The organism is Streptomyces sp. A 4/2, assembly GCF_940670765.1.
Taxonomy (GTDB): Bacteria; Actinomycetota; Actinomycetes; order Streptomycetales; family Streptomycetaceae; genus Streptomyces.
In genome coordinates, this window is the sequence record NZ_CALNVW010000019.1 from 376,093 (window position 1) to 401,582 (window position 25,490).

22 protein-coding genes are annotated in these 25,490 nt (G+C 71.2%); 12 read left to right on the forward strand and 10 right to left on the reverse strand.

Annotated elements, in window-relative coordinates; all coding sequences use genetic code 11:
- The first annotated feature begins 160 nt into the window (after nt 1–160).
- Nucleotides 161–2,551 carry a PQQ-binding-like beta-propeller repeat protein gene (locus NBY69_RS14430; protein WP_250301269.1) on the forward strand — a complete coding sequence of 797 codons (2,391 nt, stop codon included), beginning with the start codon at nt 161–163 and terminating at the stop codon, nt 2,549–2,551.
- Nucleotides 2,552–2,580: 29 nt separating this feature from the next.
- On the opposite strand, the gene NBY69_RS14435 is transcribed toward NBY69_RS14430, so the two are convergent.
- Entirely contained in the window at nt 2,581–3,360 is a 780-nt protein-coding gene (locus tag NBY69_RS14435) for a hypothetical protein (protein ID WP_250301270.1), read from the reverse strand.
- A gap of 221 nt (nt 3,361–3,581) precedes the next feature.
- Between NBY69_RS14435 and NBY69_RS14440 the strand changes: the two genes are divergently transcribed.
- Nucleotides 3,582–4,109: a hypothetical protein gene (locus tag NBY69_RS14440; RefSeq protein ID WP_250301271.1), complete on the forward strand. Its 528-nt coding sequence runs from the start codon at nt 3,582–3,584 to the stop codon at nt 4,107–4,109.
- Between the two features lie 29 nt (nt 4,110–4,138).
- Here the strand turns inward: NBY69_RS14440 and NBY69_RS14445 are convergent, their stop codons facing one another.
- The 3 genes from NBY69_RS14445 to NBY69_RS14455 all read right to left on the reverse strand — a co-directional run bounded on the left by NBY69_RS14445 (nt 4,139) and on the right by NBY69_RS14455 (nt 6,593).
- Nucleotides 4,139–4,927: an enoyl-CoA hydratase/isomerase family protein gene (locus NBY69_RS14445; protein WP_250301272.1), complete on the reverse strand. Its 789-nt coding sequence runs from the start codon at nt 4,925–4,927 to the stop codon at nt 4,139–4,141.
- A 78-nt stretch (nt 4,928–5,005) separates the two neighbouring features.
- Nucleotides 5,006–5,431: a Zn-ribbon domain-containing OB-fold protein gene (locus tag NBY69_RS14450; protein WP_250301273.1), complete on the reverse strand. Its 426-nt coding sequence runs from the start codon at nt 5,429–5,431 to the stop codon at nt 5,006–5,008.
- 7 nt (nt 5,432–5,438) lie between these two features.
- Nucleotides 5,439–6,593 carry a lipid-transfer protein gene (locus tag NBY69_RS14455; RefSeq protein ID WP_250301274.1) on the reverse strand — a complete coding sequence of 385 codons (1,155 nt, stop codon included), beginning with the start codon at nt 6,591–6,593 and terminating at the stop codon, nt 5,439–5,441.
- A 93-nt stretch (nt 6,594–6,686) separates the two neighbouring features.
- On the opposite strand from NBY69_RS14455, the gene NBY69_RS14460 reads away from it, so the two are divergent.
- On the forward strand, nt 6,687–8,291 hold the full coding sequence (locus tag NBY69_RS14460) for a FadD3 family acyl-CoA ligase (RefSeq protein WP_250301275.1): 1,605 nt from the start codon (nt 6,687–6,689) through the stop codon (nt 8,289–8,291).
- A 173-nt stretch (nt 8,292–8,464) separates the two neighbouring features.
- Here NBY69_RS14460 and NBY69_RS14465 read toward each other — a convergent pair whose 3' ends face one another.
- From NBY69_RS14465 to NBY69_RS14475, 3 genes are all read right to left on the reverse strand, one after another.
- Nucleotides 8,465–8,659: a hypothetical protein gene (locus NBY69_RS14465; protein WP_250301276.1), complete on the reverse strand. Its 195-nt coding sequence runs from the start codon at nt 8,657–8,659 to the stop codon at nt 8,465–8,467.
- Nucleotides 8,660–8,820: 161 nt separating this feature from the next.
- A complete protein-coding gene (locus NBY69_RS14470; protein WP_250301277.1) occupies nt 8,821–8,985 on the reverse strand; it encodes a hypothetical protein in 165 nt (54 codons plus the stop codon).
- 337 nt (nt 8,986–9,322) lie between these two features.
- The gene (locus NBY69_RS14475; RefSeq protein WP_250301278.1) at nt 9,323–12,274 is read right to left on the reverse strand and encodes an AfsR/SARP family transcriptional regulator; all 2,952 of its coding nucleotides are present in this window, start codon (nt 12,272–12,274) and stop codon (nt 9,323–9,325) included.
- Nucleotides 12,275–12,499: 225 nt separating this feature from the next.
- Between NBY69_RS14475 and NBY69_RS14480 the strand changes: the two genes are divergently transcribed.
- The 6 genes from NBY69_RS14480 to NBY69_RS14505 all read left to right on the forward strand — a co-directional run bounded on the left by NBY69_RS14480 (nt 12,500) and on the right by NBY69_RS14505 (nt 20,435).
- Nucleotides 12,500–13,720 carry an amidohydrolase family protein gene (locus NBY69_RS14480; RefSeq protein ID WP_250301279.1) on the forward strand — a complete coding sequence of 407 codons (1,221 nt, stop codon included), beginning with the start codon at nt 12,500–12,502 and terminating at the stop codon, nt 13,718–13,720.
- 79 nt (nt 13,721–13,799) lie between these two features.
- Nucleotides 13,800–14,747, forward strand: coding sequence for an LLM class F420-dependent oxidoreductase (locus NBY69_RS14485; RefSeq protein ID WP_250301280.1), 948 nt, complete (start codon nt 13,800–13,802; stop codon nt 14,745–14,747).
- 29 nt (nt 14,748–14,776) lie between these two features.
- Complete coding sequence (locus NBY69_RS14490) at nt 14,777–15,559, forward strand: SDR family NAD(P)-dependent oxidoreductase (RefSeq protein ID WP_250301281.1); 783 nt, start codon at nt 14,777–14,779, stop codon at nt 15,557–15,559.
- A 151-nt stretch (nt 15,560–15,710) separates the two neighbouring features.
- The gene (locus tag NBY69_RS14495; RefSeq protein WP_250301282.1) at nt 15,711–16,838 is read left to right on the forward strand and encodes an LLM class flavin-dependent oxidoreductase; all 1,128 of its coding nucleotides are present in this window, start codon (nt 15,711–15,713) and stop codon (nt 16,836–16,838) included.
- A gap of 388 nt (nt 16,839–17,226) precedes the next feature.
- Complete coding sequence (locus NBY69_RS14500) at nt 17,227–18,966, forward strand: amidohydrolase family protein (protein ID WP_250301283.1); 1,740 nt, start codon at nt 17,227–17,229, stop codon at nt 18,964–18,966.
- A gap of 11 nt (nt 18,967–18,977) precedes the next feature.
- A complete protein-coding gene (locus tag NBY69_RS14505; protein WP_250301284.1) occupies nt 18,978–20,435 on the forward strand; it encodes an aldehyde dehydrogenase family protein in 1,458 nt (485 codons plus the stop codon).
- A gap of 271 nt (nt 20,436–20,706) precedes the next feature.
- Here the strand turns inward: NBY69_RS14505 and NBY69_RS14510 are convergent, their stop codons facing one another.
- Together NBY69_RS14510 and NBY69_RS14515 are read right to left on the reverse strand one after the other, a co-directional pair.
- Nucleotides 20,707–20,907, reverse strand: coding sequence for a hypothetical protein (locus NBY69_RS14510; protein ID WP_250301285.1), 201 nt, complete (start codon nt 20,905–20,907; stop codon nt 20,707–20,709).
- A gap of 10 nt (nt 20,908–20,917) precedes the next feature.
- Nucleotides 20,918–21,328: a hypothetical protein gene (locus NBY69_RS14515; protein WP_250301286.1), complete on the reverse strand. Its 411-nt coding sequence runs from the start codon at nt 21,326–21,328 to the stop codon at nt 20,918–20,920.
- Between the two features lie 295 nt (nt 21,329–21,623).
- Here NBY69_RS14515 and NBY69_RS14520 point away from each other — a divergent pair, with 295 nt between their 5' ends.
- A complete protein-coding gene (locus tag NBY69_RS14520; protein ID WP_250301287.1) occupies nt 21,624–22,508 on the forward strand; it encodes a helix-turn-helix transcriptional regulator in 885 nt (294 codons plus the stop codon).
- A gap of 12 nt (nt 22,509–22,520) precedes the next feature.
- On the forward strand, nt 22,521–22,781 hold the full coding sequence (locus NBY69_RS14525; RefSeq protein ID WP_250301288.1) for a DUF397 domain-containing protein: 261 nt from the start codon (nt 22,521–22,523) through the stop codon (nt 22,779–22,781).
- A 44-nt stretch (nt 22,782–22,825) separates the two neighbouring features.
- Here the strand turns inward: NBY69_RS14525 and NBY69_RS14530 are convergent, their stop codons facing one another.
- A complete protein-coding gene (locus NBY69_RS14530; protein ID WP_250301289.1) occupies nt 22,826–24,337 on the reverse strand; it encodes a CehA/McbA family metallohydrolase in 1,512 nt (503 codons plus the stop codon).
- Between the two features lie 229 nt (nt 24,338–24,566).
- Here NBY69_RS14530 and NBY69_RS14535 point away from each other — a divergent pair, with 229 nt between their 5' ends.
- On the forward strand, nt 24,567–25,397 hold the full coding sequence (locus NBY69_RS14535; protein ID WP_250301290.1) for an LLM class F420-dependent oxidoreductase: 831 nt from the start codon (nt 24,567–24,569) through the stop codon (nt 25,395–25,397).
- Nucleotides 25,398–25,490: the final 93 nt, after the last annotated feature.

Genomic DNA, 25,490 nt, shown 5'->3' on the forward strand with positions numbered 1-25,490 from the left:
GTAGGACACCCCGATCCGCCCCCGGGTTCGCCACCACCGCCCCAGCCAGGAACAATCGGGGTGCGCACCGCCAGGTGGTGCCCAGTGGTGAGACGCTGAACTCAGCTGTATGTCGCGGACCCCTTCCGTCGGGGCCGTACGGGGAGGTGGCAAGCGCGTGATGGAGCAGCTGACGCAGCACGATCCGAGGCGGATCGGCCCGTTCGAGGTGCTCGGGCGGCTCGGCGCCGGTGGTATGGGCCTCGTCTATCTGGCGCGTTCCGCGTCGGGCCGCCGGGTGGCGATCAAGACCGTACGGACCGAGCTCGCCGAGGACCAGCTGTTCCGCGTCCGCTTCTCGCGCGAGGTGGAGGCCGCCAGGGCCGTCAGCGGCTTCTACACGGCGGCCGTCGTGGACGCCGACGCACGGGCCGCGGTGCCGTGGCTGGCCACCGCGTACGTACCGGCGCCCTCCCTCGAAGAAATAGTGAACGAGTGCGGGCCGATGCCCGCCCAGGCGGTGCGCTGGCTGGCGGCCGGGATCGCCGAGGCGCTCCAGTCGATCCACGGCGCGGGCCTGGTGCACCGGGACCTGAAGCCGTCCAACGTCCTGGTGGTGGAGGACGGGCCGCGCGTCATCGACTTCGGGATCGCGTCCGGCGTCTCCAACACCCGGCTGACCATGACCAATGTCGCGGTGGGCACGCCCGCGTACATGTCGCCCGAGCAGGCCAAGGACTCGCGCAACGTGAAGGGCGCGAGCGATGTGTTCTCGCTGGGGTCGACGCTGGTGTTCGCGGCCACCGGGCACGCGCCGTTCCACGGGGGGAACCCGGTCGAGACGGTCTTCATGCTGCTGCGCGAAGGTCCCAACCTGGAGGGGCTGCCGGAGGAGCTGAGGCCGCTCATCGAGGCGTGCATGCAGCAGGACTTCAGGCAGCGGCCGAGCCCGGAGGACCTGCAGGCGCAGCTGGCCCCGCACCTGTTCTCCTCGGGCGGTGACGACAGCGGGACCGCGTCCGCGTGGCTGCCCGAGCGGGCCACCGCGATGATCGAGACCCGGCGCGGCGGACGGCCGCCCGCGGCGCCGAGGCCCGCACAGCCGTCCCCGCCGCCGAGGCCGACGTACGACCCGCCGCCGCCCCGCCGCAGGCCCGATGCCGGCCCGCAGCCGCAGCACCAGCCGCAACATCAGCAGCCCCAGCACCAGCAGCCGCAGGCTCCTCCGGGGCATCCGCAGTCCGACTGGCGGGACGGACCGGTACGGCTGCCCGGCGCGCAGGTGCCGATCGGCCCCGGGCCGCGCGTCTCGGAGGCCCGCGCGCACGCCGGCCTGCAGGCCGGACCCGCGACCGGCTGGGTACGGCCCCCCACCGGTCAGACCGGCGCGGAAGGAGCGCCCCCGGCGCCCGTACCGCCGCCGCAGCGCGCCCCCGAGGACCCCGTGCGCTGGCGCCCGTGGCGGTTCCGGATGTCGAACGACGTGTGGGGGACCCCGGCCGTCGAGGGCGACCTGCTGTACGTCACCTCCTTCGAGGTGCACGCCCTGGACGTGGGCAGCGGGCGGCGCCAGTTCAAGACCCGGGACGTGGCCTGGGCGATGGCCGTGTCCGCCGGCCGGATCCACGCCTCCGACGGGCCGACGCTGTACGCACTGGACGGCACCGACGGCTCCGACCGCTGGCGGGTGTCGACGGACGCCTGGGTGTACTCGCTCCAGGCCGTCCGGGGCACGGTCCTCACCGGTACGCGCGGTGGCGGTGTCCAGGCGTGGGAGGCGTCCAACGGCGAGAAGCTGTGGGAACTGACCGGCGCCCAGACCGACTTCGAGACACCGGAGTCAGGGCCCGCGATCCACGACGACACGGTGTACGTCTGGAAGGACGCCAGGCTCTTCGCGCTCGACCCCCGTACGGGCACCGAGCGCTGGTCGTACCCGGTCGGCGACGCGGCCTCGTGCGGGGGCGTGCCCGTCCGCGTGACGTCCGCCGACGACGGCTGCGTGTACATCGCGGCGGGCACCCGCGTCCTGTCCATCGACCGCGTCTCGGGCCTCGTCCGCTGGCACTTCGAGGCCCCCGCGGTGTTCCTCTCCGCCCCGGCCTTCGCCCCGGGACCCGCGGTGGCCGGGGGCGGCGTCTACCTCGCCGACTACCTCGGCACGGTGTACGCGCTCGACGCCACGACCGGCAAGGACCGCTGGCGCATCGCGACGGAGTCCCGGCAGTCGCTCCACCCGGTCCTGGTCACCCAGGGCAACGTCCATGTCGGCAGCGGCAGCGCGCTCTACACGCTGGACGCCGTGACGGGCACGCCGAAGTGGCGGTTCGCGGCGGGCGGCGAGGTGGTCGGCGCACCGGTGGTGGCCGACGGCCGTCTGCACTTCGGCTCGGCGGACCACTGCCTCTACACCCTGGACGCGGTCGGCGGACAGCTGCGCTGGAAGCTCGCGACGGGCGGTGAGATCACCGGGTCGCCGGTGGTCCGCGCGGGCGTCGTCTACGCGTGCAGCAAGGACCGGTGCGTGTACGCGCTGGACGCGGTGAAGGGAACGGGCACGGGGCGCAGCTGACCCCGGGGTCCGGCTCCCGGGGGACTCGTCTACTCCCCGGGCCGCCGCGCCCGCGTCGCCCCGCCAGGCTGGTCGTCCGCCCGCGCCCCCGAGCTCCCCGGCGCCGATTCCGGAGCGCCTTCAGGAGTCCCTTCCGGGGCGCCGTCCGGGGCCGTGAGCTCCGCCGGCAGATCGGCCGAACTGAACGACACGGTGTCGTGCTCCGTCCCCGGCTCGTACGGCTCGTACGGCTGGTACGGCGGCGGCTCCGTCCGCGGCCCCGGTCCCGGCTGCGGGGCGGACTCGTACGGACCGGGCTCGTACGGGGAAGCCCCGTACGGAGCGTCCTGGTACGGGGGAGGCGGGGGCGGCGGAGGCGCGTACCCCGCATCCGGCCCGGCCTGCTGCCGAGCCGCACTCCGCCGTCCGCTCATCAACGCCGAGCCCAGCAGCATCAGCACCCCGCCCGCCAGCGCGTACGCGACGCCGATCCCCAGGCCCGTACCGTCCGAACTGATCGCCAGGGTGTGCTGCGCCATACCGACCCGGACCATCCACAGCACGGTGAAGCCGATGGTGATCACCCCGGCGAGCGCGATCAGCCAACGGGTGCGCAACAGGACGCCGATCACGGTGACCAGCGCGGCGAACGCGAACGGGATCAGGATGGATCCGCCCCAGTCCGGTCTGGTCGCGGTGATCCCGTCGAACAGGTCCTGGATCCGGTACGCACTGCCGTGGCGGCCGTCGTACCAGTTACGGAAGGGGCTGTATACGGCGGCCGCCGCTCCGACGAGAGCGACGAGGGAGCCGGTGACGTTGCGGATCATCTACGGTCTCCTCGCCGGGTCTCGGTTCCGACGCTACGCCGGGGGTGTGGGCGACGCCACCAGGGAACACCCCGCCCGGTTGCGCTCCACATGCGGAGATTCCGTAGGCGCCGGACATCAATTCGGTGACGGAGCCCCCGCACCGGCATCTGCGCCCTCCCGCCCGCGAATTCCGGCCCCGGACGCCTGTTACGGTGACGCCCGAATCCGGGGGAGACAACATGATCGTGCGACGTTTGAAGTTCGGGGCCGTCCTGGTGGGCGTGGTCCTCTCATTGACCGGCTTCTCACGAGGCCACGGCTCCAGCCACGGTTCCAGCCACAGTCACAGCTACGGTCACGGCTCCAGCCACAGTTCCAGCGGGGGCGGCTGCTCCAGCCACAAGACCCACAACAACGACTACAGCTCGTCGAACCGCAACAGTTACGACTCCACGCCCACCCACGCGGCGAAGCCCACGACCACTCCGTCGGCCACCGGCACGGTCGTCACCTGCGTACGGCCGGGCACGACATCGGCCACCGTCCGGGTGTCCGCCACCTCGGGAAGCGGGAAGCGCACCTACCGCGTGAACATGAGCTTCCTGGGGGCGAACGGTTCCGTGGTCGACACCGGCATGGCGGACGTCGATCTGTCCGGCAGCAGAGGCGCGACAGCGACCGTGAAGGTACCGATGAACGTGGCGTCGGAGGTCGCGTCGGTCGACCACTGCCGGGTCGACTCGGTGTCGTTCCAGTACCAGTACTAGCGAGTACCGGTACTGGTGCCAGGGCCGCCTCACCGCACCCTGAACTCGGGCCTCCCGTCCCCCTTCCCCTTCCGCGCCCCGAACAGCTCCGCCTGCCGGTCGGCCGGGAGGTTGCCGAGGGCCACCAGGTGGGGGGCCTGTGCCAGGGCCTGGGTGCGGGCGCTCTCCTTCGCGGCCCATACCGCCCGTACCGTTCCCTGGACCGCATCCGTGGGGTACGAGGCGATCGTCGTCGCGCAGGTGACCGCGGCAGCCAACTCGTCCCCGTCCGGGGTGACTTCGCTGACCAGTCCCGTCTCGTACGCCCGCCGGGCCGAGATGCGTTCCGCCGTGCCCATCAGTGCCATCCGGGCGACCTCCCCGAACGGCATCCGCTGGGCGAGGTAGATGGTCTCGTACGCGCTGACCATCCCGTACGTCGTGTGCGGGTCGAAGAACGTCGCCGTTTCGCCCGCGATGACGAACTCCGCCTCGCCCAGCAGGTAGAACGCCCCGCCGCAGGCCATCCCGCGCACCGCGGCGATCACCGGTTTCCACAGGTCGTTGGCCTTCGGGCCGATGGCGATCATCGGGTCGTCGATGGAGTACGGGGACGGCGGCTGCGCCACCGACACCGAGCGGTCGATCCCCGTGCAGAAGGCCCGGGTGCCCGCGCCGGTGACGACGGCCGCACGTATCGAGTCGTCGAAGCGCAACTCCCGCCAGACCGTGGAGAGTTCCACCGCCGTGGTCAGGTCGATGGCGTTCAGCCGGTCCGGCCGGTCGATGGTGACGACCGCGACGCCGGTCCCGGTGTCCCGCTCCACGCGCAGGCTCATGACCGCTCCTGTCGCCGGTGCGGCACCGTCGCGCCGCTCATGACCGCTCCCGCCGTCGGTCCGGCACCGTCACGCCGCTCATGACCGCTCCAGCAGCCAGCGCGGCAGGGTCATGCCGTCCACCTCGGTGAACGCCACCTGCACCCGCGCCCCGATGCGCAGCCGCGCCGGGTCCACGGAGTTCAGCGGGGCGTCGGCGTCGGCCACGACGTTGCCGACGAGGCGGATCTGCGGGGCGTCGGCGAGTTCCACCAGGACCGCGTTGTACGGGGCCATCGCGGCGTAGTCGGGGAGCAGCGGCGGATGGGGGAGTACGTACGACCAGATACGGCCGCGTCCGCTCATCAGGCGCCACTCGCTGTCGAAGGACTGGCAGTGCGGGCAGCAGGGGCGGGGCGGGAAGCGCGGGGTGTCGCAGTCGGCGCAGCACTGGACGCGGAGCTCGTGCTGTGCGGTGTACTCCCAGAAGGGGGCGCCGTCGTCGTCGGGGACTGGCTGGAGCATCTCTGTCTCAACTCCTCAGGAGCAGTGCGGAGGTGGGGACTCCTTCACCCGCCGTGACCAGGCAGGTGGCGGCGTCGGGGACCTGGGCGGTGGAGTTGCCGCGCAGTTGCTTGACGCCTTCGTTGATGAGGTTGAAGCCGTGGACGTACGCCTCGCTGAGTCCGCCGCCGCCGGTGTTGAGCGGCAGCCGCCCGCCGATCTCCAGGGCGCCGCCCTCGGTGAACGCGCCGCCCTCGCCGCGCCCGCAGAAGCCGTAGCCCTCCAGGGAGAGCGGGATGAGGGGCGTGAAGGCGTCGTAGATCTGTGCGACATCCACGTCTTCGGGGCCGAAATCCGCCTGCTTCCACAGGTGCCGGGCGGCGGTCCAGGCAGGGCCGGTGAGCGGGTCGTCGTTCCAGTAGTTGACCATGCCGTGGTGCTGGGCGGGCAGGCCCTGGGCGGCGGAGTGCACGTACACGGGTTTCTGCCGGCAGTCGCGGGCCCGTTCGGCGGAGACGATCACGCAGGCCAGCGCGCCGTCCGTCTCCAGGCAGTTGTCGAAGAGGCAGAGCGGTTCGCTGATCCAGCGCGAGGTCATATACATGTCGCGGGTCATCGGGCGTTCGTACATCATCGCCGCGGGGTTCTGGTTGGCGCGGTTGCGGCAGGCCAGGGCGACGTTGAAGAGATGGTCGCGGGTGGCGCCGTACTCGTGCATGTAGCGGCGGGCCAGCATCCCGATCTCGTCGGCGGGCCGCAGCAGGCCGAACGGGCGGGTCCACTGGGCCGGGGTGGGGAGTTGGACGGCCGTGTTCTTCCAGGGGCGCGGACCGCTGCCGCGTTTGCGGGAGCGCCAGGCGACCCCGACGGTCGCCTGCCCGGTCGCGACGGCCGCCGCGAGGTGCGCGACGGTGGCGCAGGATCCGCCGCCGCCGTATCCGATCTTGGAGAAGAAGGTCACGTCACCGGCGCCGACGGCCTTGGCGACCTCGACCTCGTCGGTCTCCTCCATGGTGTACGAGGAGAACGCGTCCACCTCGGACGGTGCGATCCCGGCGTCGTCCAGCGCGGCGAGGATCGCCCGGCAGGCCAACGTCTTCTCGGATTCGGGGAGTTGTTTGGCGAAGGGGGTCTGACCGACCCCGACTATCGCTGTTGCGTCTTTGAGCGTCGCCACTGCCATCGGCCACCTCCGGGGACGTCCTGACTGCTGACAGCGGAGAAGGCTACAGCTAATCTGACGGATAGTCAGCTACTGGGTTCTGGGAGGCATGCGATGCGCGGGGACTTGGAGTGGGGCAGCATTCCGGCGCTGGTGCGGTCCGCTGCCGAACGGTACGGGGACCGGGAGGCCGTCGTCGACGGCCGTACCCGGATTTCGTACACGGAACTCGGCGAACGGGTCGAGCGGGCGGCGGCGGCGTGCATGGCGTCGGGGGTCCGCGCGGGCGACCGGGTGGCGGTCTGGGCGCCGAACACCGTCGACTGGATCGTCTCGGCGCTGGGCGCGGTGACGGCGGGCGCGGTGCTCGTTCCGCTGAACACGCGCTTCAAGGGCGCGGAGGCGGCGTACGTACTGGAGCAGAGCCGCGCGCGGATGCTCTTCGTCACCGGCACCTTCCTCGGCACCTCGTACGTGGCGTCCCTGCGGCGGGCCACGGCGAAGGGCCCGGGAACCGGCCCGCTGCCCTCGCTCCCGCATCTGGAGGAGGTGGTGGTCCTGGCGGACGACGCCCCCGACACCTTCCGGACCTGGAAGGACTTCCTGGCCGACGGCGAACACATCCCGGCGGCAGCCGTACGGGAACGGGCGGACGCGGTAGCCACCGACGACCCCTCCGACATCATCTTCACCTCGGGCACCACGGGCCGCCCCAAGGGCGCGGTGATCACCCACGCCCAGACCCTGCGCGGCTACGGCATCTGGTGCGACCTCGCCGGTCTGCGCGAAGGCGACCGCTACCTCATCGTCAACCCCTTCTTCCACACCTTCGGCTACAAGGCGGGCGTCATCGCCTGTCTGATGCGGGGCGCCACGATGGTCCCGCAGCCGGTCTTCAACGTGGACACGGCGCTCGCCAACATCGCGGCCGAACGCATCTCGGTGCTGCCGGGACCGCCCACCCTCCACCAGTCGCTCCTCGACCACCCGGCCCGCGACCAGCACGACCTCAGCGCGCTGCGGCTGGTGGTGACGGGAGCCGCGGTGGTGCCGCTGCGGCTCGTCGAGCGGCTGCGCGGGGAGCTGCACATCTCGACGGTGCTGACCGCGTACGGCCTCTCCGAGGCGAGCGGCATCGTGACGATGTGCCGCCGGGGCGACGAGGCGGAGGTGATCGCCTCGACCTCGGGGCGGGCGATCCCGGACACGGAGGTGCGCGTGGTGTCCGCCGACCCGGACGGGCCCGGCGAGGTGCAGGTACGCGGATTCCACGTCATGCAGGGGTACTTCGAGGCACCCGAGGAGACGGCGGAGGCCTTCACGGAGGACGGCTGGCTGCGGACGGGCGACGTGGGGGTACTGGACGCGGCGGGCAATCTGCGGATCACCGACCGGATCAAGGACATGTTCATCGTCGGCGGCTTCAACGCGTACCCGGCGGAGATAGAGCAACTGCTCGGGCTGCACCCGGACGTGGCCGACGTCGCAGTGATCGGCGTACCGGACGGCCGGCTGGGCGAGGTCGGCAAGGCGTACGCGGTACGGCGCCCTGGCTCGACGCTCACCTCGGACGACCTGATCGCCTGGGCGCGGCGCGAGATGGCGAACTACAAGGTGCCCCGGGCGGTCGAGTTCGTGGCGGAACTGCCGCGGAACGCGAGCGGGAAGGTGCTGAAGACGGTGCTGCGGGGGCAGGGGCAGGGGCTGCGCGCGGAGTGACGGGCCGCGGGCCCCGCATGCCCCTGGGCCTGGCGATCACTGACCGACGGCCTGAAGAAGAAGCTCCGCGGCCCGCGGCCCGCGGGTACCGGTGCGGTCCGTCCGGGGCCGGTGCGGTCCGTCCGGAGCCGTGGGACCGGCAGCGCGTGCCGGTCCCACGGCCGACGGGTTCGTCACCCGGCGCGGGACTCCAGCGGGACCGAAGTGATGTGGCCGTTGTCCGGGCCCACGGTGGGGCCGGTCCGGACGCGGACGGTGTCCGGGCCGGGGGCCGTCGCATGGGCGTTGGCCAGGGCCGGCGCCGCGGACACCGCGGCTGTGGCGACCACTAAGGCGGCGGTGGTGAACAGCTTCTTCGTCAGGGTCATGGCAGCTCTTTTCTTTACGGGTGGGTGCGGACATGCGGCAGTGGCCGTGGTGGCTCCCCCTCCGGGCCACCACAGCCACTGTTCCCCCGGTTCCCCCGTGCCCCGTCGTGATGGTCTCGGCTCACGCGAACCCGGTCCCGGTTCGCGGACTCGATCTCAGCTCACGCGGTCTTGTCGGTGATGTGCGCGTTGGCGGGCTTCACCGTGGCCTTCGCAGCAGTCGGCTTGTCCGTGATGTGCGCGTTGGCAGGCGCGACAGTCGGCTTGTCCGTGATGTGCGCGTTGTCCGGATCGGTGGGCGCATCAGTCTTCGGCTCTGCGGCCATGGTGCTCAACTCCCTGAAAGTATGCGCGGGATGGATATCGAGGTCCGTCCGGCTGCTCCCCCGAGCGCTGCCGGACGGACCTTGCACAGATCCGTCACCCTGGTCCGCGGGTGTGGGACCTGTTCTGACGACCCGTGTACCCCCCGTTGCGGCGGGTCGTCGATGGAATGAAGTATGTCGGACCGCGATAAACAAACGATGAACGGCAACGGCGTTCCGCCTCCGGCCGTACAGCGGGGCCCCTGGGCGGGCCAGGCCGCCGACGACGCGTCAGGCCACCGCTGTCGGGTCTCAGGCCGCCGCTGACGGGGCCTCGGACCACCGCCGACGACGGGCCTCAGGCCGCCGCGGCGGGCGTCAGCAGGGCGCGTACCCCGTCCGCCTCCGGTGACTTCAGCTCCTCGTAGATGGTCAGCGCCTCCAGCCAGCAGACCCGCGCGCGGTCGGACTGCCCTATGCCGGTCAGCGCGCGGCCCAGCGCGGTGAGTACGTTCCCGCGCCGCCACTGGCCACCGATGCCGCGCAGCACGGTCAGCGCCATCTCCGCCCCGGCCGCCGCCTGGGCCGGGCGGCCCGCCGCGATGTCGACCTCGGCCAGCCGGAAGAGAGCCATCCCCTCCCACAGGCGCTGGCGGCTGTCACGGAACACGTCCAAGGCCTCCTTCAGCTGGTCCGCGGCGGCGGTGAGCTGACCGCTCTGGGTCAGCGCGAGCCCCAGCGCGTAGCGGCCGTTGGCCCCCTTGAGCGCGTGTCCCATGCGGTCGTACATCTCCGTGCCCTGACGGGAGAGCAACACCGCGTCGGTGACGTCTCCGGTGACGAGGCGCAGCCGCGACAGATTGCACAGCGCGCTGGCCTCGCCCGCCATGTCCCCGCAGTCGCGGAACCCTTCGAGGGCCCGGGTGAGATGCTCCGTCCCGGTGTCGAAGTGGCCCTGGTAGAACGCCATGATGCCCAGCAGGTTGGCCGCCCAGCACGCGGACAGCCGGTCCGCGGTCCGCAGGGCGAGCCGGTCCGCCTCCTGCGCCTCCTGGCCGGCCTGCTCGAACCGCCCCGCGACATGGTGCACATAGGTCAGCGTGATGGCCGCCCGTCCCTCGGCGTGCTCGTCCCGTCCGGCGCGCGCCGCGTCCCGCAGCAGGGTGGCGGCGTAGCTGTACTCCTTCGAGTTGGCCCCCGACTCGGCCAGGTCCAGCGAGGCCCAGAGCAGGTCCACCGCCCGCCGCAGCGTGCCCGGCTGCGTCGACTGGCGTACGCAGGCCAGCAGCGACATCGCCTCCGAGTACAGCCAGTCCTGCGCGTCGTGCCGGTGCGTGAAGACCAGGCCCTGGTACGTCGTCGGCTCCAGGTGGTCCACCAGCCGGTCGCCGGGCCGCTCGATCGCGTACACCCGCGCCGCCGTCGCCAGATAGAAGTCCAGCAGCCGCGACAGCGCCAGCTCCCGCTCCACCGGCGGGTGTTCGTCGCGCTCGGCGCACGCACGCGCGTAGAGCCGTACGAGGTCGTGGTAGCGGTACCGGCCGGGCGCCGCCGACTCCAGCAGTGAGGTGTCGACCAGCGACTCCAGCAGGTCCTCGGCCTCCCTGGCCGGCATGTTCAGTACGGAGGCGGCAGCCGCCAGTGAGATGTCCGGGCCGTCCGCCAGGCCCAGCAGGCGGAACGCGCGGGCCTGCTGCGGCTCCAGCTGGCCGTAGCCCAGCTCGAACGTCGCCTTCACCGCGAGGTCGCCCGCCTGGAGCTCGTCCAGCCTGCGCCGCTCGTCGGCGAGCTTCGCGGCCAGCACCGAGACCGTCCAGGTGCGGCGGGCGGCCAGGCGGGAGGCCGCGATGCGGATGGCCAGCGGCAGGAAGCCGCAGGCGGCCACCACGTCCAGGGACGCCTGGCGTTCGCTGGTGACCCGCTCCTCGCCGACGATCTTCGTGAAGAGCTGGAGCGCCTCCTCGGGCGACATCACGTCCAGGTCGATCAGGTGCGCGCCCGCCAGGTCGACCATCCGGGCGCGGCTGGTGACCAGTGCCGCCGAGCCCGTCGTACCGGGCAGCAGCGGGCGGATCTGGGCCGCGTCCCGGGCGTTGTCGAGCAGGACCAGCACCCGGCGGCCGTCGAGCGCGGTGCGGTAGAGCGCGGCGCGTTCGTCGAGGGAGTCCGGGATGGCGGAGTCCTGCGTACCGAGGGCGCGCAGGAACGAGCCGAGTACGGTCTCCGGTTCGGCGGCCCGTGCCCCCGCGCCCTGGAGGTCGACGTACAGCTGGCCGTCCGGGAAGTACGGCCGGGCCGCGTGCGCCACGTGCACGGCGAGCGTGGTCTTGCCCACGCCGCCGATGCCCGCCAGCGCCGACACGGCCATCACGGATCCCTCGTCGGTGGCGAGCCGTTCGCTCAGCTCCTTGACGAAGGAGGCCCGGCCGGTGAAGTCCGGGACGGTGGCCGGGAGCTGTGCCGGGCGCGCGGCGGTGGGCGCGGCGGGTTCGGGTTCCTCGGCGGGGCGGGCCAGCTCCGCGTCGGCCTGCAGGATGCGCTGCTGGAGCCTGGCCAGCTCCGGTCTCGGGTCGACGCCCAGTTCGTCGGCGAGCAGCCGGCGCGTGTCGGCGTACACGGCCAGCGCCTCCGCCTGCCGCCCGCTGCGGTACAGCGCCAGCATGAGGAGCTCCCGCAGGCGTTCGCGCAGCGGGTGGGCCGCGGTCAGGGCCGTCAGCTCGGAGACCGCCTCCGCGTGGGCGCCGACCTCCAGGTCCATGTCCAGCCGCGACTCGGTGAGCTGGAGCCGCCACTCCTCCAGGCGGGCGCGCTGGGTCTCGGCGTACGGCCCCGGCACGTTCGCCAGCGGCTCGCCGTCCCACAGTTCGAGGGCCTCGTCGATCAGGGCGCGGGCCGCCGCGCGGTCACCGGACGCGGTGGCCTTCTCGGCGCTCACGGCCAGCTGCTGGGCCCGGTTGAGGTCGACGGCCTCGGCCCGGATCCGGATCGCGTACCCGCCCGACTCGCTGACCAGGACCCCCGGATCGAGGATCTTGCGCAGCCGGGAGGCGTACGTCCGTACCGCGGCCAGCGCCTGCGAGGGCGGGTCGTCGCCCCAGATCGCGTCGATCAGCTCGCCCGCGGTGGCCGTGCGGCCGTCCCGTGTCAGCAGTGCGGCCAGCAGCGCGCGCTGCTGCGGGGAACCCGGCGGCAGCGCCTCGCCGTTCCGCCAGGCGCGTACCGGTCCGAGCACGCTGAAGCAGAGCCCCTGGTCCGGGGTCTGCCGCGGTGTCCGCTGCTCCGGTACGCGCGGCCCGCTGTCACGGTCCATAGCTGCCTCTGCCTCCTGCCGCATGCCCTGCTGCCCGTACCGCTCGTATGGCACAGGCCAGTTTGCCTTGTTCATGGCGACTGCGTCAGCTCTGGGTGGTCCCTCTCCACAAGCTCTTCGCCGAGCTCCTCGCCGAGCTCTTCGCCGACGTACGACGGTACGACGGCGGGACGACCACGGTACAGAGAGCTGACGGTTCGTCAGATCGGCGCTACGGTGGAGGACATGGAGACCTTCCCGAAGATCATCTCGGTGGACGACCACACGGTGGAACCTCCCCATGTCTGGCAGGACCGGCTCCCGTCGAAGTACCGGGACGTCGGCCCGCGTATCGTTCGCGCACCTTTGAAGGAAATGACCTTCATGGGCGGAAAGTTCGCCCCGGTCATGGGTGCCAAGGGCGACGACGGGCCGATCGGCGACTGGTGGGTGTACGAGGACCTGCACCGGCCGCTGACCCGCCTGGACACGGCGGTCGGCTACGACAGGGACGACATCAAACTCGAAGTCATCACCTACGAACAGATGCGGCCCGGCTCCTTCTCGGTGCCCGACCGCCTCGCCGACATGGACGTCAACCACGTCCAGTCCGCCCTCTGCTTCCCGACCTTCCCGCGCTTCTGCGGCCAGACCTTCACCGAGGCGAAGGACCGGGAGCTGGGGCTCCTCGGTGTACGCGCCTACAACGACTGGATGGTCGAGGAGTGGTGCGGCCCCGAGGCGCACGGCCGCCTCATCCCGCTGCCGATCGTCCCGCTGTGGGACGCGGAGCTCGCGGCGGCCGAGGTCAGGCGCAACGCCGCACGCGGGGTGCGCGCGGTGGCGTTCTCCGAGATACCCCCGCACCTGGGACTGCCGTCCATCCACTCGGACGACTGGGACCCCTTCCTCGCCGCGTGCGACGAGACGGGCACGGTCATCGGGATGCACATCGGCTCCTCGTCGAAGATGCCCTCGACCTCGGCGGACGCCCCGCCCGCGGTGGGTTCGACGATCACCTTCGCCAACTGCTGCTACTCGATGGTCGACTGGCTGATGAGCGGCAAGTTCGAGCGCTTCCCGAACCTGAAGATCATGTACGCCGAGGGGCAGATCGGCTGGATCCCGTACATCCTGGAGCGCGCCGACGTGGTCTGGGAGGAGAACCGCGGCTGGGGCGGGGTGGCGGACAAGGTGCACCGGCCGCCGTCCGAGCTGTTCACCGAGCACGTCTACGGCTGCTTCTTCGACGACGCGTTCGGCCTGAAGAACCTCGACTCGATCGGGGTGGGGAACGTGCTGTACGAGACGGACTACCCGCACTCCGACTCGACCTGGCCGAAGTCCAGGGAGGTCGGCGAGGCGCAGATGGGGCACCTCGCGCCCGACGTGGTGGACCGCATCGTCCGCGGCAACGCGATCGACCTGCTCGGCCTCACCCCGGACGGGCTCTGGCCCGGGGCGTAGGACGTGTCCGCAGTGTCCCGCCGTGTCCGCGTCGCACCGACCGGTCGCCGAGCACCGGTCGCTTACTGAGAGGGCTCCCATGACACGGGTCTTTCCCGAAGGGCGGCTGGTGTACGGGATGCAGTTGCCCGTGCAGTCGCAGAGCAGCATCTACGCGGAGGACTGGGAGGCGGCGGCCACCCCCGGTGACCTCGTCGAGATCGCCAGGACCGCCGACCGCAGTGGATTCGCGTACATCGCGTCCTGCGACCACGTCGCCATCCCGCGGCGGCTCGCGGACGCGATGGGCACCGTCTGGTACGACCCGGTCGCCACCCTCGGCTTCCTGGCCGGGGTCACCGAGCGGGTCCGGCTGATGAGCCATGTCGCCGTGGCCGGGCTGCGGCACCCGCTGCTGTCCGCCAAGCAGTACGCGACCCTCGACCACCTCAGCGGGGGCCGGCTGATCCTCGGGGTGGGGGCCGGGCACGTGCCCGAGGAGTTCGACGCCGTCGGCGCCGACTTCCCCGGGCGCGGGGCGGTGCTCAACGAGACCATCGACGCGCTGCGGGCGGCGCTCGGCCCCGAGGAGTACCCCGAGCACCACGGGGAGCGGTACGACTTCGAAGGGCTCGGGCAAATGCCCAGGCCCGCCCAGCGGCAGGTGCCGCTCTGGGTCGGCGGGTCCTCGCCCGCCGCGGTGCGCAGGGCGGCCGAACGCGGCGACGGCTGGCTGCCGCAGGGCGATCCGCGCAGCAGGCTGCCCGAACAGATCGCCCGGGTGAAGGCGCTCCGGGAGGCGGCCGGGGTGAGCGGACCGATCGAGATCGGGGCCATCACCGAGCCGCTGTACGTGGGGGAGCCCGGCTGGCCGACCGGCCGCCGGACGCTCACCGGCAAGGCCGACGCCCTCGCCGAGTCGCTGCGCGCGTACGCGGCGATGGGCGTCGACCAGATCCAGGTGCGGTTCCGCAGCCGGAGCCGCACCGAACTGACCGATCAGATGGCGGCGTTCGCCGCCGACGTGGCTCCGCACCTCAACGAGTAGGACCGGCAGGTCCAGGCAGGGAGAGCGGTATGGGCAAGCTCGACGGGCGGGTCGTCGTCATCACCGGCGCGGCGCGCGGGCAGGGCGAGCAGGAGGCACGGCTGTTCGTCGCCGAGGGGGCGAAGGTCCTCCTCGGCGACGTACTGGACGAGCAGGGATCGGCGCTGGCCAAGGAGTTGGGGGAGGCCGCCGTCTACGTCCACCTCGACGTGACGCAGGAGGCGGACTGGACGGCCGCCGCCGCCGCGGGCAAGGCGGCCTTCGGCAAGATCGACGGGCTGGTCAACAACGCGGGCATCCTGCGCTTCAACGAGCTGGTGTCGACGCCGCTGGACGAGTTCCAGCAGGTGGTGCAGGTCAACCAGGTCGGCGCGTTCCTCGGGATACGCACCATCGCCCCCGAGATCGAGGCGGCGGGCGGCGGGACCATCGTGAACACCGCCTCGTACACGGCGCTGACCGGCATGGCCTTCGTGGGTTCGTACGCCGCGACCAAGGCCGCCATCGTCGGGCTGACCCGGGTGGCGGCGATGGAACTGGCCGCGAAGGGGATCCGGGTCAACGCGATGTGCCCGGGGGCCATCGACACCCCCATGAGCAACCCGGCGCAGCTCGACCCCACCGCGGACCCCGCCGAGTCCTCGGCGGCCCTCGACGAGCTGTACAAGAAGCTGGTGCCGCTTGGGCGGGTGGGCAAGCCGGACGAGGTCGCCAAGCTGGCGCTCTTCCTGTCCGGCGAGGACTCCTCGTACATCACCGGGCAGCCGTTCGTCATCGACGGCGGCTGGCTGGCCGGCGTGAGCATCTTCTGACTCGCTTTCTGACTGACCGTCAGCTATTGACGGCCCATGCGCACGGTGCCACAGTCGACTCCATCGCAAACTGACGGTGTGTCAGATCAAGTTGGATGCGCCGGACGAGTCCCAGAACAGTGGGACAGAGACCTAGGGACGGTGAACCCCTTTGGAATTCGGGCTCTTTGTACAGGGATACGTACCGAAGAAGCGCGCCCAGGCCGATCCCGAGGCCGAGCACAAGGCGCTCATCGAGGAGACCGAGTACGTCATCCAGGCGGACAAGTCCAACTTCAAGTACGCCTGGGTCTCCGAGCACCACTTCCTGGAGGAGTACTCGCACATCTCCGCCAGTGACGTGTACCTCGGGTACCTCGCACACGCCACGGACCGCATCCACCTCGGATCGGGCATCTTCAACCCGCTGGCACCCGTCAACCACCCCGTCAAGGTCGCCGAGAAGGTGGCCATGATGGACCACCTGTCGCGGGGCCGCTTCGAGTTCGGCTCGGGGCGCGGCGCCGGGAGCCACGAGATCCTGGGGTTCATGCCGGGTATCACCGACATGAACCACACCAAGGAGATCTGGGAAGAGACGATCGCCGAGTTCCCCAAGATGTGGCTCCAGGACGAGTACACCGGCTTCCAGGGCAAGCACTGGTCCCTGCCGCCGCGCAAGGTCCTGCCCAAGCCGTACGGGAAGTCGCACCCGGCCATGTGGTACGCCGCCGGGTCGCCCGCCTCGTACGCCATGGCGGGCCGGAAGGGCCTCGGCGTACTGGGGTTCAGCGTCCAGAAGGTCTCGGACATGGAGTGGGTCGTCGAGTCCTACAAGAACGCGGTGAAGGAGGCCAAGGCGGTCGGCGACTTCGTCAACGACAACGTCATGGTGACCTCGACCGCGATCTGCGCCGAGACGCACGACAAGGCGGTGGAGATCGCCGTCAACGGCGGGCTGAACTACCTGCAGTCGCTGCTGTTCCGCTACCACGACACCTTCCCGAGGCCGGAGGGCATTCCGGAGTGGCCGGAACTCCTGCCGGAGTACAGCGCGGAGATCATCGAGCTGCTGATCGCCGAGGAGCTGATGATCTGCGGCGATCCCGGTGAGGTGCTCCAGCAGTGCAAGCGGTGGGAGCAGGCGGGGGCGGACCAGCTGTCGTTCGGGCTGCCGATCGGGATCTCGCCCGAGGACACGCTCAACTCGATCAAGCTGATCGGTGAGCACGTGATCCCGCAGATCGACACGGATCCGGTGCACCGGACGACCCGCTTCCGCCAGGCGGCGGGGGCCTGAGCGGGTCCCATGTCGGACGGCGACCTCATCCCGGAGGGGTGCTGTCCGGTTCCGGCCGGGGCGTACGGGGTGCGCGGCCTGCCCGTACGGCCCGGCCGGAGCCATGTGCGGTGACGGGGGCCTGGCCTGCCCGGCCGGGGTGTGGCCTCAATCGCCGGCCGGGCTCGATGTGGTTGCGCATGCTCCGTCGCCCGCCGGAAGTTACTGCCGGAAGTCGGCGCACGTCGGGCCCGCTCCCAGCCCGTCCGGCGCCTGAGGACGAAAACCTCCCGCCGGACGCGCCAGGCCACTCTCAGCCCGTCCGGCGCCTGAGGACAAGGGGCCCGACCGCCACCCCAGGTCGCACCCCGCCCCGACCACCCCATCCGTACAGAAGGGACCCACCCCCATGCTCGACCACCTCATCCGCAACGCAACCGTCGTGGACGGCACCGGCGCCCCCTCGTACGTCGCCGACCTCGGCATCCGGGACGGCCGTATCGCCGTCATCGCCGAACCCGGCACCGTCCCCGAGCCCGCCACCACCACCGAGGACGCCACCGGCCTCGTCCTCGCCCCGGGTTTCGTCGACCCGCACACGCACTACGACGCCCAGCTGTTCTGGGACCCGTACGCCACCCCGTCCATGAACCACGGCGTGACCACCGTCGCCGGGGGCAACTGCGGCTTCACCCTCGCCCCGCTCAACCCGGACCGGCCCGACGACGCCGACTACACGCGCCGCATGATGTCCAAGGTCGAGGGCATGTCGCTGGTCGCGCTGGAAGAGGGCGCGCCCTGGAACTGGTCGACGTTCGCCGAGTACCTGGACGCCCTGGACGGCCGTACCGCGGTCAACGCCGGTTTCATGGTGGGACACTGCGCCCTGCGCAGGCACGTCATGGGCCCCGACGCGATCGGCGGGCAGCCCACCGGGGAGCAACTGGCCGAGATGCTGCGGATCTTCCACGAGGCGATGGACGCGGGCGCCTGGGGGTTCTCCACCACGCAGTCCTCCACCCACTCCGACGGTGACGGCAAGCCCGTCGCCTCCCGGCACGCCGGGCCCGCCGAACTGCTCGCCCTGTCGAAGGCGGTCGGGGAGCACGAGGGCACCCAGATCGAGGCGATCGTCTCCGGGTGCCTCGACCAGTTCAGCGACGCGGAGATCGATCTCTTCGTGGAGATGAGCGCAGCCGCGGGCCGGCCGCTCAACTGGAACGTGCTGACGATCGACGCCGCCGAACCCGACCGCGTACCGCGCCAGCTCGGCGCCAGCGAACGGGCGCGCGCCGCGGGCGGCCGGATCGTCGCGCTGACCATGCCGATCCTCACCCCGATGAACATGTCGCTGGGCACCTTCTGCGCGCTGAACCTGATCCCCGGCTGGGGCGACATCCTGTCGCTGCCGGTGCCCGAGCGGATCGCGAAGCTGCGCGACCCCGACGTACGGGCGGAGATGCTGCGCCGCGCGGACAGCAAGGAGGCCGGGGTCTTCCGGCGGCTCGCCAACTTCGGGCGGTACGTCATCGGCGACACCTACTCCGACGCCAACGAAGGACTCAGCGGCCGGGTGGTGAACGACATCGCCGCCGAGCGCGGCCAGGAGCCGTTCCACTGCCTCGTCGAGATCTGCGCCAACGACCAGCTGCGCACGGTCCTCTGGCCGATGCCCACCGACAACGACCCGGACTCCTGGGCGCTGCGGCAGCGGACCTGGGAACACGAGGACGTCATGCTCGGCGGTTCGGACGCGGGCGCGCACCTGGACCGGATGTGCGGCGCCCCGTACACCACCCGTTTCCTCGGGGACTGCCTGCGCGGCCGGAAGCTCGTCGGCCTCGAAGCGGCGGTGAAGATGCTGACGGACGACCCGGCGCAGCTGTTCGGGCTGCGTGAGCGGGGCCGGATCGAGGAGGGCTTCCACGCGGACCTGGTGCTCTTCGACCCGGAACGGATAGCGGCGGGGCCCGCGACGCTCGTGCACGACCTGCCCGGCGACAGCCCCCGCCTCGACTCGCGGGCCATCGGCATCGTGTCGGTACGGGTCAACGGGGTCGAGACCATCAGGGACGACGAGATCACCGGCGCGGTACCGGGCACGGTGCTCCGCTCCGGCCGCGACACCAGGACGGTGGCCACCAAGTGAGTGCGGAACAAGTGAGCGCAGAGCAAGGTCTGTTCATCGACGGCGAGTGGGTCGCACCCGACCGCGGCCACTACGACGTGATCAACCCGGCGACCGAGGAGAGCGTGGGCCCGGCGCCGGAGGCCAGCCGCGAGCAGGTGTACGCGGCGGCGGCAGCCGCCCGAGCGGCCTTCGCCGGCTGGTCGCGTACGAAGCCGGAGGAGCGGGCGGCGATCCTCGACCGGGCCGCCGGCATCATGCAGCGGGAGTTCCTGCCGTACGCGGAACTCGCCCAGGCGGAGAGCGGCGCCACCACCGGCACCGCGCGCGGGATGCAGGTCGGGGTGGGCGTGTCCCGCTTCCGGCGGTACGCGAAGGGCGCCCTGGAACCGGTCGAGACCGGGCTGCCCCCGCAGATCAACGAAGCCGGGCCGATGGGCAAGGCGGGCGTCTTCGGCGCGCTCGCCGTGCGCCAGCCGGTCGGGGTCGTCACCTGCATCACCTCGTACAACAACCCCTGGGCCAACCCGGCGGGCAAGATCGCACCCGCGCTCGCCATGGGCAACACGGTGGTCGTGAAACCCGCCCCGCAGGACCCGCTCTCCGTCTACCGCATGGCGGAGGCGCTGGCCGAGGCCGGTGTGCCGCGCGGGGTGGTGAACGTGGTGAGCGGGACCCGTACGGAGGTGGGCGAGGCGGCCGTCGACTCCCCGGACGTCGACATGGTCAGCTTCACCGGCTCCACCGGCGTCGGCCGGAGCATCGCGGAGGTCTGCGGCCGGGGCATGAAACGGCAGCTGATGGAGCTCGGCGGCAAGGGCGCGGCCGTGGTCTTCGACGACGCGGACCTCGACTCGGCGGTCGCCGGGATCGGCACGACGTTCGCCTTCTACAGCGGCCAGATCTGCACGGCCCCCACCCGCGTCCTGGCCCAGCGCGGCATCTACGACCAGCTGGTCACCCAACTGACCGCGTACATGGGCTACTTGAAGGTCGGCGACCCGACGGTACGGGGCACGGTCGTCGGCCCGGTCATCTCGGCGGCGCACCGCGACCGCATCGAGTCGTACGTCGAACTCGGCCGCAAGGAAGGCGCGACCGTCGTCGCGGGCGGCGAACGCCCCGCCTTCGACAAGGGCTTCTACGTCACGCCCACGCTGCTCGCCGACTGCACGAACGACATGCGGGTGGTACGCGAGGAGATCTTCGGCCCGGTCGTCGTGGTCGTCCCCTTCGACGACGAGGACGAGGGCATCGCCCTGGCCAACGACAGCGAGTACGGCCTGCTCGACTATGTCTGGTCGGGCGACGTGGCGAAGGCGTTCCGGGTGGCGCGGCAGCTGCGGGCGGGCGGGGTGGGCGTGAACACCATCGGCCGCAACATGGAGGCGCCGTTCGGCGGGTTCAAGCAGAGCGGGGTGGGCCGGGACGTGGGCTCGTACGCGCTGCACGCGTACAGCGAGACGCAGTCGATCGTCTGGCCGGGATAGGACCTTTCCGGTGCGCTGACTTCCGGAGTTCACCAGGGCGGACGGGTCTCCCGCACCGAAGGGACGGCACGGGCCGGGACGGCACGGCACAGGATGGCACGGGCTTCCGGTCCGTGCCATCCGTCGTTCCCGAAGGCCCGCCTGCTTCCGCGCGGCGGCGAGACGGCCGGGCCGGTCGGGCTATCCATCGAGATACCGGTGTCCGACATGGCCTGCTGACTGGTCTGCCGCGTTGCCCCCTCAGGCGTTCCCCCCTCAGGCGTTCCCCCTCTCAGGCGTTCTCCTCCCCGACGGCTCCCCCGTAGGACCGCGCCTCGGAGGACCGCGCCGCGGCGAGCACCGCAGGGGGCTCGGGCCGGGGGCGGCGGTCGCCGCGGGCCGGGATGCGGAGTCCGCGTTTGCGCATGCGGTCCAGTGCGGCCCCCGGGCTTCGTACCGGCAGGGGTTGCGGCAGGTCCGGCTGGTCGGTCATCGTCGGCCTCCTACGGATGACGTTCTCGGTAGAGACGGATGAATCGCTTCGCGAGGCGGGCGAGTTCGCTCATCTCGTACAGGGCGGAGTACAGCGCGGAGTACGGCGTGCCGTCCGCCGACCGGCCGGTCAGGTCCAGCAGGCGCCGGCCCGCGCGGTACATCTCCAGGGCGGCGGGGTCGGTCTCGTAGCCCAGGTCTTCGCTCATGAAGAGGTGGAGCGCGCGTCTCAGGCGCAGCGTCGTGGCGTGAACGGCCTGCCGGTCGGGCGGGGACAGCCGGATGGACAGGGCGTCCGCGATGGCGGCGCTGATCTCCGCGATGTCGACGGCACCGGGGTGGGGACCGGGGCGGGGACAGGGGTGGCCGTCGGCGGAGTCGGCCTGCTCGGAGCGGTGGTCCTTGTTCGTCGCGGTGGTCATCGCGCGTTCCTCGTTCTGCTCCCCCGGTGGGGAGCGGGTGGGGTGCGAGGCGTCGATCTGCTCGTTCCGCGCACCGATCGATGCGGTACGTGATCGACTGACTCCAGCGTGGCAGCAGAACCGCTAATCTTGAATGCCATCAGCAGAATTCTGATCTCAACTTTCGACGGCAAGTTCCATTGGCATGCGCCCAGTTCGTGGGGGAACGTGCAGCCTTCTGCTGGGACGCAGAACGTTTTTCGCCCGCGTGTGACGTCTTTCGCCGCACTGGGCGATGCCTACAGGGAGGTAGCAAATGATCACGGACATAGAGTCGGCCACGCCCGCTCTGTGCCGCCTGCAACTGGGTAGTGAACTGCGCCAGTTACGCATCGCGGCCGGGATGAAGGCGTCTCAGGTCGTGAAGCAGCTCCTGTGGAGCCCCTCGAAACTGACGAGACTGGAGACCGGCGAGAACGCGTCGGTCGAGAAGCCCGACGTGATGGCGCTCTGCGAGATCTACGGAGCCAGCGCCGAGAAGCGCGCCTTGCTCATCGGGTACGCGGCGGTCACGAAGACACGCCAGGACTGGTGGCAGTCGCCCGAGTACCGGCCGGTCATCAGCCCGGGATTCAAGGCGTTCCTCGGGCTGGAGGCGACCGCGTCCACGCTCCAGACGTACGAGTCCGAGTTCGTGCCGGGGCTGCTCCAGACCGAGTCGTACGTACGGGTCATCCACCAGCGGGCCCATGAGCGTCTCGGCACGGGCGAGGTCGACCGGCTCGTCGCGGTGCGGGTGACCCGGCAGGAGGTACTCCGCCGCGAGGTGGCTCCGCTCAAGTTCACGGCCATCATCAACGAGGCCGTGATCCGCCGGAGAGTGGGCTCCGCCGACATCATGCGTGAACAGCTCCGGCACATCGTCGACATGGCCGAGTCCATGCCCCATGTCCGGGTGCAGGTCGTCCCCTTCGGGCACGGTGCGCACTCCGGGATGAACGGCCCCTTCGTGCTCCTGCAATTTCCGGACAGATCGGTACTCAAGCCCATCGTCTACCTGGAGAACCTGGCGGACGCGTGGATCGCGCGACGGGACGCCACCGTCGAGCGCTACGCCGAAGTGTTCGCGGACCTGACTGCCTTGGCTCCGGGACCGCAGGAGTCCCTGCGCCTGATCAAGACAGTACTCAAGGAGTTTTGAACATCCATGCCCATGAGCACCATGGCTGAGACCGCGATAGTGCGCGGAGCCGACTGGTTCACGTCGTCGTACAGCAACGACCTGGGCGGCAACTGCGTGGAGGGCGCCAGGATAGAAGGGCGCGGGATGGCCGTCCGCGACTCCAAGGACGCCGGGCGCGGCGCGTTCGTGGTCCGGGCCCCTGCCTGGCAGGCGTTCCTCGACGACGTCAAGGCCGGTGTCGGTGCGGGTGCCGGTGCCGGTGCCGTGGTCGCGGACGGGCCGCGCGGCTGACGGATCCCTCCTGCAACCGGAGCCCTCAGCCGGCGGCGTCTCACTCAGCCCCCCAGGAACACCGGGTTCGTGAGCGCGGCCAGCGGTCCCGGCAGCCCCGCCGCCTTCGGGGCGTGCCGCACCTCGGCCCGTACGTAGGCGGCGTACGAGGGAGTCGTCTGCCACTCCACCGTGCCCGAGCCCGAAGCGGGCAGCTCGGTGCTGAAGAGCGTGCCCTGGTCCGTCACGAAGTTCGCCGTGCAGCCGGGCGCGCCGGTGACCTCCAGGCGGACGGTCACCGGGGTGTCGGCCGCCACCCGCAGCCGCTCGCCGATGCCCGCGTGTTGGGCCCGGCCGCCCGAGGCGCCGAAGGTGAGGGAGATCGCCGAGGACTCGGTGATGTACGAGTGGCCCGCGCGGATACCGGCCAGGATCGCGTCCCGGCTGAGGTCGTCTGCGAGGACGACGGTCTGCGGGGTGCCGATCGCGTCGGGGTCCTTGTGGGCGTCGCTGTTGCCCATGGCAGGCGTCCAACTGGCCCCGCTCACGAGCGTGTTGTCCCAGTCGGCCACCGACACCTCGTCGTCCAGGGTGTACGGGCCGTTCCACACCTCCACCGCGTCCGCCTCACCGAAGCCGAACTTCCAGTTGCAGCCGATGCAGGTCGCGTGCGGGTGCGCGGGCACCACCAGGCCGCCCGCGCGGCGGATCTCCCGGGCGTAGTGACCGAAACGGTTGTCGCGGGCCCGGTAGCGCCAGTCCACCCAGGTGCCGTGGTCGGTGGAGATCCCCAGTACATGGCCGTTGCGGGTGGTGATCTCCTCGCCGGTCAGGATCAGCAGGTCGTCACCCCACAGCCCGTCCCACGCGCTGTGCCCCGAACTGGTGTTGTGCTCACTGGTGTTGATGAAGTCCAGCCCCGCCGTGCGGGCCAGCGCGGCGATCTCGGCCGGGGTGCGCTTCCCGTCCGAGTGCACGGAGTGGATGTGGCAGTCGCCCCGGTACCAGGCCCGGCCGCGCCCCTTGGCCCGCACCGGCGGATACACCGGCTTCGGCGAAGCGGGCGTCGGACCGAACCGCAGGGTGATCGTCACGGCGTACGGCAGGCCCCCGGGCGCCGTGGTGTACGGGCCGAGCGCGATGTTCCACCGCCCCGCGCGGACCGGACCCGGCAGATAGCCGGGCGTAGCCGCGTCGGCCCGGATGAAGAACTCGCTGCGCGCCCCGCCCGACCAGCCCCGGAACCCCTGCCCGCCGAGCGCGGTGCCCCGCTCGTCGAAGATGCCGATGTCCAGGGCATTGCCCTGGGTGCCCGCCGGGACGGGCGTCTTCTCGTACGTGTAGGAGACGGCCAGCTCCCGTACGCCACTCGGCACGTCCACCGGGAGATAGACGTAGTCGGGCGAACCGGGCGGGAGCGTGCCCCGCACGGTCTTCGTCCGGTCGGCCTGCGCCCCGCCGTTGTCCGCGCCGTCTGCCGGGGTTGCCGCGCTCGCGAAGCTCACGCTTCCCAACGTAAGCGCGCCGGCGGCTCCCGTCACCAGCAGGCCGCGCCTGCCCATCTCTCCAGTGGTCATGCCAACGGCTCCAAGGTCTGTGGGGGACACGAGCGATGCAGTTGAACCCTGGTATTCAGCCGTGAACCGGGAGAGAAGGGAAGAGGGCGTACGGGGGGCCGGGGCGCGGCGCCCGGACTTCGTTCGCCGCGCGTTCTCCGTACGCACTCGGAATTCCCACCCGTACGTCATAACCTCGCGCCCACGGGCCACCGAGGCCACGCGGCACCGAGGGATGAGGGCAGAAGTCATGCGGCTGAGCACCACGATCTTCCTGACCGACCGGACAGTCACCCCCGTACGACTCGCCCGCGAGCTGGAGCAGCGGGGGTTCGCCGGGCTGTATCTGCCCGAGCACACCCACATCCCGGTGGAGCGGACCACCCCGTACCCGATGGGCGGCGAACTGCCCGAGGAGTACGGCAGGACGCTGGACCCGTTCGTCGCGCTGGGCCAGGCCGCGGCCGTGACGGAGACCCTGACCCTGGGCACCGGCATCACGCTGATCGCCCAGCACGACCCGATCGACCTGGCCAAGCAGATCGCGACCCTCGACCACCTCTCGGGTGGCCGGTTCACACTCGGTCTCGGCTTCGGCTGGAACAAGGAGGAGGCCGCCGACCACGGAGTGAAGTGGACGACCCGGCGCGAACTCGGCAAGGACCGGATGGCGCTGATGCGGGCGTTGTGGGCAGCCGAACCGGCTTCGTACAACGGTGAGTTCGGCTCGGTCCGGGCCAGTCACGCGTACCCGAAACCGCAGGGCGGCAGCGTACGCACCCTGGTCGGCGGGGCGGCCGGTCCGAAGCTGTTCGCGGACATCGTGGAGTACGCGGACGGCTGGATGCCGATCGGCGGGCGCGGCCTGAGCGAGTCGATGCCGGTGCTGCGCCAGGCCTGGACGGACGCGGGCCGCGACCCGTCGAAGCTCCAGGTCGTGCCGTACGCGGTACTGCCGTCGCCCGGAAAGCTGGCGCACTACGCGGAGTTGGGCATCGAGGAGACCGTGCTGCAACTGCCTTCGGAGGGCGAGAAGGGCGTACTGGACGTGCTCGACGCGTACGCCCCTTTTCTGGGCTGAGCACCGTCCGGGGGACCTGCCTGAAAGACCCGAGCCCCGGGCTTCGGGTGTCGGGCTTCGAGTTCCGGTACCGGCCGGTTCACTCTTTCGTGG